Genomic DNA, 9588 nt, shown 5'->3' with positions numbered 1-9588 from the left:
CCGACACCATTCCCGCGATGGATCTGGCCACCTCGCTCAACCTGATGAACGAGCGGACCATGATGGCGGCCATCTCCGCCGAGCAACCGGCCGTCGCCTACGACAACGTCGTCGACACCCTCGCCCACATCTGGTTGACCAGCATCTACGGCGACGCCGGATAACCGTCGGCCAGTCATGCGAACATATGTTCGTGTCCACTGCGCAGGCGGCTATCCTGCACGCTGACCTCGATTCCTTCTACGCATCGGTCGAGCAGCGCGATGATGCATCGCTGCGCGGGCGTCCGGTGATCGTCGGGGGCGGGGTGGTGCTGGCCGCCAGCTACGAGGCCAAGGCGTTCGGGGTCCGCACCGCGATGGGCGGACGCCAGGCCCGGGCACTGTGCCCACAGGCCATCGTCGTGCCGCCGCGGATGGCGGCCTACACGCAGGCCAGCCGGGACGTGTTCGACGTATTTCACGACACCACGCCGCTGGTCGAGCCGCTGTCGGTGGATGAGGCGTTTCTCGACGTGTCCGGACTGGGCCGGGTGTCGGGGACACCGGTGGACATCGCCGCGCGCCTGCGCGAACAGGTGCGCCTGCGGGTCGGGCTGCCCATCACCGTCGGAATCGCCCGCACCAAGTTCCTGGCCAAGGTGGCCAGCCAGGAGGCGAAACCGGACGGCTTGCTGCTGGTGCCGCCCGATCGCGAACTCGCCTTCCTGCATCCCCTCCCGGTGCGCCGGCTGTGGGGCGTCGGCGCAAAGACCGCCGAGAAGCTACAAGCTCACGGCATCGAGACGGTGGCTGATGTGGCCGAGCTGTCCGAGTCGGCGCTGGGCGCCATGGTCGGCGGCGCCATGGGACGCCAGCTGTTCGCGTTGTCCCGCAACGTCGATCGGCGCCGCGTGACGACGGGCGGGCACCGCAGGTCCGTCGGTGCCCAGCGCGCGCTCGGGCGGCGCGGTAACTCCATGTCCGCGGCCGAGGTCGACGTCGTGGTGCTCAACCTGATCGACCGGATCACCCGCCGGATGCGCGGCGCGGGCCGCACCGGCCGCACCGTCGTATTGCGGTTGCGCTTCGACGATTTCGGCCGAGCTACCCGATCGCACACCCTGCCGAAGGCCACCGCCTCGACCGAGACGATCCTGGCCGCGGCCCGCGGTCTCGTCGCGGCCGCGGCCCCGTTGATCGCCGCGCGGGGGCTGACACTGATCGGGTTCGCGGTGTCCAATATCGACCGCGGCGCCAGCCAGCAGTTGGAGCTGCCCTTCGACGCGCAGCCCGATCCGATCGCGATCGACTGCGCCATCGATGAGGTTCGCCGCCGGTTCGGCAATGCCGTGCTGACCCGTGGCGTCCTCGTCGGCCGCGATCCGGGGTTGGAGATGCCGATGCTGCCCGACTAGAAGAGCTGTGCCGCAACGAAACCGGCGAGCAGAACGGAGAATCCGCCGACCTCGCCCACGATCAGCGCGATCATCCCGGCGTGCAGCGCCGCACCGGGGCGCTCGAACTGGTTGGTGGTGTCGCGCTTGGCGCCGTGCGCGACATAGCTGAGGATGGCGGCGACGAAGAAGAACACCACCACCATCGCCGCGGTCAAGTTCACCCAGGTCGGCCAGGCGCTGAGCTCGACGAAGAACGCGATCAGCATCGCCGCGAACGAGTAGAGCAGAGCCGCCCGGTGCGCGATGTCGACGTAGGGGTGGGCCAGGTGATAGTCGCTGGTGGCCATCTGCCGGTACTTCCAGATCCCGAGAACCAGCGCCAGCAGGAAGATCAGCCCGGCCGCCAGCAGGGTGACGACGGTGTCGATGCCGAGTTCAGCCCGCATCGCGTGAGTGTAATTGAGTAGTCTCACGCATCCGGCGCAGCGCGCGTTCCGGCACGCTCAAACCATGAACGCACTCAACGACAAGACCACCAGCACCGCCGCCTATTTCGTCCAGGCCGCCATCGCATTCGGGGTCAGCTTCATCGGCATGCTCGGCGGCATCTATTTCCTTCCACTCGACTCGTGGCAGCGACTGTTCCTCGCGATGACCGGCCTGTTCCTGGTCACCAGCTCGTTCACGCTGGCCAAGGTGATCCGCGATCAGCAGGAATCCAGCACCGTGCGGGTGCGGCTCGACGAGGCGCGCATGGAGAAGCTTCTCGCCGAACACAATCCGTTCACCTCAGCCGCCTGAGGTCCACTCCAGCAGCCGCTCCGCCGTCCAGGTGTTGACGATCCGCTGCACCGGCACGTCGGCGTCCAGTGCCCGTTGGGCGCCGTAGCCGAGGAACTCCAGCTGCCCAGGGGCATGCGAATCAGTGTCGATGCTGAACAGGCAGCCGATCTCCAGAGCCTGGTGCAGCAGCCGGGTGGGCGGGTCGCGACGCTCGGGGCGGGAGTTGATCTCGACGGCCGTGCCGCTGTCGCGGCAGGCGGTGAAGACCTTGCCCGCATCGAATGTCGACTCCGGGCGGGTGCCGCGCCCGCCGGTGACCAGCCGGCCCGTGCAGTGGCCGAGGACGTCGGTGTGCGGGTTGGTGACGGCCTTGACCATCCGCCGGGTCATGGCGGTGGCTTCCATGGCGAGTTTGGAGTGCACGCTGGCCACCACGACGTCGAGGCGCTCCAGCAGGTCGGGTTCCTGGTCGAGGGATCCGTCCTCCAGGATGTCGACCTCGATGCCGGTGAGGATCCGCATCGGCGCGACCAGCTCGCGCAGTTCGTCGATGACGTCGAGCTGCTCGCGCAGCCGCTCCGGTGAGAGGCCGTTGGCGACCCGCAGCCGAGGGGAGTGGTCGGTGAGCGCACAGTATTCGTGCCCCAGATCCCTTGCCGCCAGCATCATCTCCTCGATCGGCGCGGACCCGTCCGACCAGTTGGAATGCACGTGCAGATCCCCACGTAGCGCGGCGCGGATCTCTCCCCCACCCAGATCCTCGGCGGCCGAACGTAGTTCGGTCAGGGTCTCGGGTTCGCGGCCGGCCCAGGCCTGCGCGATCACCTTCGCGGTCTTGGGTCCGATCCCCGGTAGCGACTGCCAGCCGTTGGACGCACCGAGGCGCTCACGCTGGGCGGCGGTCAGCACCGCCACCACATCGGCGGCGTTGCGGTAGGCCATCACGCGCCGCGGGTCTTCGCGGGCCCGGTCCTTGTAGTAGGCGATCTGGCGCAGCGCGGCCACCGGATCCATGGGCTCAGCAGTCTCCGGGCCGGGCCGCGCAGTGCGGCGTCGTCCCCGGGAAGCGGTAGCGGTGGGTGGCGATCCAGCGGTAGATCGCGTTCTGTAGCTGCCGCATGCCCGGCACCCGGTACACCCGCAGCGGAACCCGGGTCCCGAAGCCGGCGGATACCGCGGCGTTGACCGCCTCGGCGCCGCGGTACACCGCGCCCGACGAGTCCTGCCACCATGCCGCTTCGAGCATCTGGTCGGCGGGCACCCCGAGCCGCTCGGCGGTGCCGGGCCGCTGGAACGGTGCGATGCTCAGGTCGCCGGTGCGCTGCCTGCGGGTCAGGGCGTTGACGCTGCGGGTGCACATACCGCAGTTGCCGTCGAAGTACAGAACCCCGTTCATGCCTCCAGTGTGCCCGTTCGGCCGCCCGTTCACGCGTGCGCCGACGGGTTTGCATCGGCGCACGCGACCCACCTACAGTGGATTGATATTTTGTTCAATCCATCAACCCGTCAGGTCGTGGCATGCCCCACCGCTTCCCCGGCAGCCCGGAGTTGCCGCTGTATGAGATCAAGGCCAATCTGTTCAAGGCGCTGTCGCACCCGGCCCGGATCAGGATCCTCGAAATACTCTGCGCCAGTGCTCAACCCACACCGGTCAGCGAGATTCTCGCCGAGACCGAGATCGAGGCGACCCTGCTGTCTCAGCATCTGGCGGTGCTCAAGCGACACCATGTGGTGATCAATGAGCGGGTCGGCAACGCGGTGTTCTACGAGGTCGCCCACCCGAAGATCCCCGAACTGCTGGTCATCGCCCGCACGTTCCTGGCCGATACGCTCGGCGCCCAGCGCGATCAGTTGGCCGCCCTGCGGACGTTGCCGCCCTTCGGGCACCCGTCGTGATCACGAGCACGCTCGGCAGTCTGGGCCGCCTGCTGCCGCACCGGCTCGATTACGCCGAGCTGCCACGTTCCTGGCGCCGGGACATCCTGGCCGGCATCACGGTCGGCGTCGTCGCCCTGCCGCTGGCCCTGGCGTTCGGGATCAGCTCCGGTGTGGGTGCCGCCGCGGGGCTGATCACCGCGGTGGTGGCGGGGCTGGTGGCCGCGGTGTTCGGCGGTTCGCATGTGCAGGTGTCCGGGCCGACCGGCGCGATGGCGGTGGTGCTGGCACCCATCGTGGCCCAGCACGGTCTGGGCAGCATCGCGTTGGTGACGGTCGCGGCCGGCCTGTTGGTCCTGGCGGCGGGCGTCACCGGCCTGGGCCGGGCCGTCACGTTCATCCCGTGGCCGGTGATCGAGGGATTCACCCTCGGCATCGCGGCGATCATCTTTCTGCAGCAGGTGCCCGCGGCGTTCGCCCAGCAACCCCCGGCGGGTGAACGCACGCTGACCGCGGCGATCACCGTGCTCGCTCGCGCCGACTGGGCGGCGGCAGCCAAAACGCTTGCGGTCGTGACCGTTATCGCCGTCGTCATGACACTCCTGCCGCGACTGCACCGCGCGATCCCCGAGTCGCTCACCGCGGTGATCGTCGCGACGGTACTGGTGGCCGCGCTGCATATTCCGGTGGCGACGATCGGCGAGCTGCCGTCGCATCTGCCCGCCCCGGTGCTCCCGCACGCCGAACCGGAAGCGCTGCGCACCCTGCTCGGCGCGGCCCTGGCCATCGCCGCGCTGGCCGCCATCGAATCGCTGCTCTCCGCGCGGGTCGCGGCGACCATGTCGCCGACCGGGCCCTACGACCCGGATCGCGAGCTGGTGGGCCAGGGTCTGGCGTCGGTGGCCTCCGGGGTCTTCGGTGGAATGCCCGCCACCGGTGCGATCGCCCGCACCGCGGTCAATATCAGGTCGGGCGCGAGCACCCGGGTCGCGGCGATCGTGCACGCCCTGGTTCTGCTCGGGGTGGTCTACCTGGCCACCGGCCCGGTGTCGGCGATTCCGTTGGCGGCCTTGGCCGGTGTGCTGATGGTGACCTCGTTCCGGATGATCTCGGCGGCGACCGTCGGCAAGCTGCTGCGCTCCACCCGGTCCGACGCGTTGACGTTCGTGCTGACCGCTGTCGTCACGGTGTGCTTCGACCTGATCGAGGCCGTGGAGATCGGAATCGTGGTGGCAGCGTTCTTCGCACTGCGTTCGATCGCCCGCCGCAGCAGTGTGGTCCGCGAGGATCTGCCGGGTCCGCAACGCCCCGGTGACGATCGGATCGCCCTGCTCCGGCTGGACGGCGCGATGTTCTTCGGTGCCGCCGAACGGATTTCCAGCGCGATCGTCGACGCCGAGCATCCCCACACCTCGGTGGTCATCATCCGGATGTCACAGCTGGGCATGCTCGACGCCACCGGCGCCCACACCCTGGCCGAGATCGCGTCGGAGTTGGAGTCCCGCGGCATCACGGTCATCATCAAGGGAGTCCGGCCCGAACATATGCAGCTGCTGGCCAACGTGGGTGTGTTCGAATCGTTGCGTCACGAGCGGCATCTGATGGATTCACTCGACGACGCGATCGAGCACGCCCGCACCCACGTGGCGCAGCGCCCGCACTGACCGCTCAGCGGACGGTGCGGATGAGCTTCTTGTTCACGAACTCCTCGATGCCGAACCGGCCCAGTTCGCGGCCGAACCCGGAGCGTTTGATCCCGCCGAACGGCAGTTCGGCGCCCTCGGCGCCGACCGCGTTGACAAACACCATTCCCGCATCGATCCGATCGGCGACCCGCGCGGCCTGATCGGCGTCGGTGGTGAACACGTAGGAGCCGAGGCCGAACGGGGTGTCGTTGGCGAGCGCGATGGCCTCGTCCTCGGAACCGGCCTTGTGCACGATCGCGACCGGGCCGAACAGTTCCTCGCGGTAGGCGGTGTTGTCCTCGGTCACCCCGGTGAGCACACCCGGCGGGAAGTAGGCGCCGCGGCGCTCCCCCGCCGAGGTCAGCTTGGCGCCCTGTTCGACGGCCTTGGCCACCTGCTGCGCGAGCCGGTCGGCCGCCTGCTCGGAGGACAGCGGCGCGATCCCGTCGGCGGCCGCGAGCAGCTTCTCGGTGAACTTGGACAGGAAGTCGTCGTAGAGGTTCTCGCTGACGATGAACCGTTTGGCCGCGTTGCAGGCCTGTCCGGTGTTCTCCATCCGGGCCTCGACGGCGGATTCGACGGTGGCGTCCAGGTCATCGGTCGACAGCACGACGAACGGGTCGGACCCGCCCAGTTCCAGGACGCATTTCTTGAGGTTGCGGCCGGCGATCTCGGCGACGGCGGCGCCGGCCCGTTCCGATCCGGTGAGCGAGACCGCGGCCACCCGCGGGTCGGCGATGATGTCGGCCACCTGTTCGTTGGTGGCCCTGATGTCGATGTAGGCGCCCTGCGGGAACCCGGCCTCGGTGAAGATCAGCTGCAGCAACTCGGCGGACTCCGGGCACTGCGGGGCGTGCTTGAGCAGAATCGTGTTGCCCACCAACAGGTTTGGTCCCGCGAACCGGGCCACCTGGTAGTACGGGTAGTTCCACGGCATGATGCCGAGGAGCACACCGACCGGCCCGCGCCTGATCAGCGCGGTGCCCTCGCCGTCGAGCAGCGGGATCTCCTCGTCGGCCAGGAACTTCTCGGCGTTGTCGGCGTAGTAGCCGTAGATGTCGGCACAGAAGTCGACCTCACCCAGTGACTGGTCGCGCGGCTTGCCCATCTCCCGGACGATCACGTCCGCGAGCTGTTCGCGGCGCTGGGTGTGCAGCTCGGCCACTTTCCGGATCAGCGCCGCACGATCGGCCACGGTCGAGGTGCGCGACCAGCTGCGTCCGGTCTTGGCGGCGGCCTCGATCGCCGCGGCGATCTCGGCGTCCGTCGCGGTCGGATAGGTGGCGACGACCTCGGCGGTCGCCGGATCGGTGACTGCGTACACGCTCATGTTCGCTCCCCTTGATCGGTACATCGGATTTCGCGGCCATTCCCGGCCGAGACTACCGATTCCCGCGTCACGATGGCTCCGAAGATCCGCAATCAGCACCGTCTGGCCGTTCCAGCTACCGAGACCCGCAAAATGCCAGGAATTAAACGTGACCCGGGACTAGTTTCGGGTGTTGTGCGATTCGCCTTCAAGACATCCCCGCAGAACACGACCTGGGCCGACATGCTGGCCATCTGGGAAGCCGCCGACGACATCGACGTTTTCGAGTCCGGCTGGACCTTCGACCACTTCTATCCGATCTTCTCCGACTCCACCGGGCCGTGCCTGGAGGGCTGGACCACCCTGACCGCGCTGGCGCAGGCCACCAAGCGGCTGCGGGTCGGGGTGCTCGTCACCGGTATCCACTACCGCCATCCCGCGGTGCTGGCGAATATGGCCGCCGCCCTCGACATCATCTCCAACGGCCGGCTTGAGCTGGGCATCGGCGCCGGCTGGAACGAGGAGGAGTCGGGCGCCTACGGCATCGAACTCGGCTCGATCAAGGAGCGCTTCGACCGGTTCGAGGAGGCCTGCGAGATCCTCAGGAGCCTGCTGAGCCAGGAGACGACCACGTTCGACGGGAAGTTCTACCAACTCAAGGACGCCCGCAACGAACCCAAGGGCCCCCAGCAGCCCCATCCACCGTTCTGCATCGGCGGCAGCGGCGAGAAGCGCACGCTGCGGATCACCGCGAAGTATGCCGACCACTGGAATTTCGTCGGCGGCACCCCCGAGGAGTTCGCCCGCAAACGCGATGTGCTCGCCTCGCACTGTGCCGATCTGGGCCGCGACCCCAAGGACATCACGCTCTCGGCGCATGTGCGGCTGGGCGCGGATCACGACTACGCCAAGGTGGTGGACGAGACGGCGGCCCTCGGGGCCGAGGGCCTGGATCTGGCGATCATCTATCTGCCGCCGCCCTATGACACGGCAGTGCTGGAGCCGCTCGCCCAGGCGATCCGCGACTCGGGCCAGCTGACGGCTTAGCCGGCCGGCCGGTTCGCCGGTGCCCGGACCGCGACGGGCACCGGCGGGGCGGTCCGGCGTCGGCCGGGCCGGATTCCGCGATGACCAGCGGTAACGGATTCAGCGAAGCAAAAATTGACGGCCGCTTTTTCGGGCCGTACCGGAGCCGGGACCGGGGTGGCTCAGACCCCGAAGCGAAGTAGCTCGTCGGCCGTGGCCAGGCGCTCGTTCTTGGCCGGAAATTCACGGCTCTTCATCGGGTGACGGAACAATGACCAGGCAATTCGACCCATCCGTGACCGACTAATCGGGCTGATGTACACGGTGATCACTCCTGCAGCTTGCTGATTGCTGTATCCGTAACTCCACGCTACCGCAGAGTTCTCACCAAGTCATTAGATACCCGCAACATGGCAAACTGTGCGTGCCACGCCGTATGAAAATCGCCTGGTTTTGGTGATGCTGATGTGACAAAAGTGGCGTAAGAATTCGCCAAATTTGAGATCTACATCACGTTTTACCGCCCTGGAGTGATCTCGTCCGGACGTGACGAATCACACACGAGCTAATTAAGAGACCCCTCACTTGGGCTCACGAGCGATGCCGCGGGCCCCGAGCTCAGCGCTGCGGGGCGGCCGTCGGCTTGATCGGCGCGGGCAGCGCCGTATCGCCCATCAGGTACCGGTCGACGCCTGCGGCGGCGGCTCGGCCCTCAGCGATCGCCCAGACGATCAGCGACTGCCCGCGGCCCATGTCGCCGGCCACGAAGACACCCGGCAGCGAGCTCTGGAAGTTCGCGTTCCTGGCGACGTTGCCGCGGTCGGTCAGCTCCACACCGAGATCGGTGAGCAGACCGGCCTTCTCCGGCCCGACGAAGCCCATCGCGAGCAGCACCAGATCGGCCTTGAGCTCGAATTCAGTGCCGTCGACCTTCTCGAACTTGCCGGCGTTCATCGTCACCTCGTGGGCCCGCAGGCCGGTCACATGACCGTTCTCGCCGACGAACTCCTCGGTGTTGACCGAGAACACCCGCTCGCCGCCCTCCTCGTGGGCTGAGGACACCCGGAACATCAGCGGGTAGGTCGGCCACGGCGTCGAATCGGCCCGCTCCTCCGGCGGCCGCGGCATGATCTCGAACTGGTGGATGCTGGCCGCGCCCTGGCGGTGCGAGGTGCCCAGGCAGTCCGCCCCGGTGTCGCCACCACCGATGATGATGACGTGCTTGTCCTTGGCGGTGATCGGCGGCTGGCCGTCGGGGCCGAGAACGTCATCACCGTTCTGCACCCGGTTGGCCCAGGGCAGAAACTCCATGGCCTGGTGGATGCCGTCGAGTTCGCGGCCGGGGATCGGCAGATCGCGCCATGCGGTGGCGCCGCCGGCCAGCACGACCGCGTGGTAGTTCAGCCGCAGCTGGGCGACCGTGATGTCGACGCCGACGTTGACGCCGGGCCGGAACTGGGTGCCCTCGGCGGCCATCTGCTCCAGGCGCCGGTCGATGTGGCGCTTCTCCATCTTGAATTCGGGAATGCCGT

At 68.0% G+C, this 9588-nt stretch carries 10 protein-coding genes and 1 pseudogene; 6 read left to right on the top strand and 5 right to left on the bottom strand.

The genetic code is table 11. The features are described from left to right. Positions 1 to 164 (top strand): annotated as a pseudogene (locus ACWDTP_RS34630) (TetR/AcrR family transcriptional regulator); the annotation flags it as partial. 23 nt (positions 165 to 187) lie between these two features. Further along, a complete protein-coding gene (gene dinB, locus ACWDTP_RS34625) occupies positions 188 to 1396 on the top strand; it encodes a DNA polymerase IV (protein WP_450027744.1) in 1209 nt (402 codons plus the stop codon). Here the strand turns inward: dinB and ACWDTP_RS34620 are convergent. After that, complete coding sequence (locus tag ACWDTP_RS34620) at positions 1393 to 1824, bottom strand: hypothetical protein (RefSeq protein WP_450027743.1); 432 nt, start codon at positions 1822 to 1824, stop codon at positions 1393 to 1395. The two genes, dinB and ACWDTP_RS34620, sit on opposite strands and share 4 nt — an antisense overlap. 64 nt (positions 1825 to 1888) lie before the next feature. Between ACWDTP_RS34620 and ACWDTP_RS34615 the strand changes: the two genes are divergently transcribed. Further along, positions 1889 to 2179 carry a YiaA/YiaB family inner membrane protein gene (locus ACWDTP_RS34615; RefSeq protein WP_450027742.1) on the top strand — a complete coding sequence of 97 codons (291 nt, stop codon included), beginning with the start codon at positions 1889 to 1891 and terminating at the stop codon, positions 2177 to 2179. Here ACWDTP_RS34615 and ACWDTP_RS34610 read toward each other — a convergent pair. Beyond that, a complete protein-coding gene (locus ACWDTP_RS34610) occupies positions 2168 to 3175 on the bottom strand; it encodes a PHP domain-containing protein (protein ID WP_450027741.1) in 1008 nt (335 codons plus the stop codon). The genes ACWDTP_RS34615 and ACWDTP_RS34610 overlap by 12 nt on opposite strands. A gap of 4 nt (positions 3176 to 3179) precedes the next feature. Further along, positions 3180 to 3557 (bottom strand): thiol-disulfide oxidoreductase DCC family protein, encoded by a 378-nt coding sequence (locus ACWDTP_RS34605; RefSeq protein WP_450027740.1) that lies wholly within the window; start codon positions 3555 to 3557, stop codon positions 3180 to 3182. A gap of 122 nt (positions 3558 to 3679) precedes the next feature. Between ACWDTP_RS34605 and ACWDTP_RS34600 the strand changes: the two genes are divergently transcribed. Together ACWDTP_RS34600 and ACWDTP_RS34595 are read left to right on the top strand one after the other, a co-directional pair. Then, the gene (locus ACWDTP_RS34600; protein WP_450027739.1) at positions 3680 to 4057 is read left to right on the top strand and encodes an ArsR/SmtB family transcription factor; all 378 of its coding nucleotides are present in this window, start codon (positions 3680 to 3682) and stop codon (positions 4055 to 4057) included. After that, entirely contained in the window at positions 4054 to 5700 is a 1647-nt protein-coding gene (locus ACWDTP_RS34595) for a SulP family inorganic anion transporter (RefSeq protein WP_450027738.1), read from the top strand. The genes ACWDTP_RS34600 and ACWDTP_RS34595 overlap by 4 nt, the downstream gene beginning before the upstream one ends. Positions 5701 to 5704: 4 nt before the next feature. Here the strand turns inward: ACWDTP_RS34595 and ACWDTP_RS34590 are convergent, their stop codons facing one another. Then, on the bottom strand, positions 5705 to 7051 hold the full coding sequence (locus tag ACWDTP_RS34590) for an NAD-dependent succinate-semialdehyde dehydrogenase (protein ID WP_450027737.1): 1347 nt from the start codon (positions 7049 to 7051) through the stop codon (positions 5705 to 5707). A gap of 174 nt (positions 7052 to 7225) precedes the next feature. Between ACWDTP_RS34590 and ACWDTP_RS34585 the strand changes: the two genes are divergently transcribed. Next, a complete protein-coding gene (locus ACWDTP_RS34585; protein ID WP_450027736.1) occupies positions 7226 to 8077 on the top strand; it encodes an LLM class F420-dependent oxidoreductase in 852 nt (283 codons plus the stop codon). Positions 8078 to 8674: 597 nt separating this feature from the next. On the opposite strand, the gene ACWDTP_RS34580 is transcribed toward ACWDTP_RS34585, so the two are convergent. Then, positions 8675 to 9588, bottom strand: a 914-nt coding sequence (locus ACWDTP_RS34580) for a glutamate synthase subunit beta (RefSeq protein WP_450027735.1), incomplete at its 5' end; no start/stop codon positions are given.

The organism is Mycobacterium sp. NPDC003449 (assembly GCF_053588415.1).
Note: the sequence above shows the minus strand (reverse complement) of the source record. Positions and strands in the feature narration are given on the sequence as shown.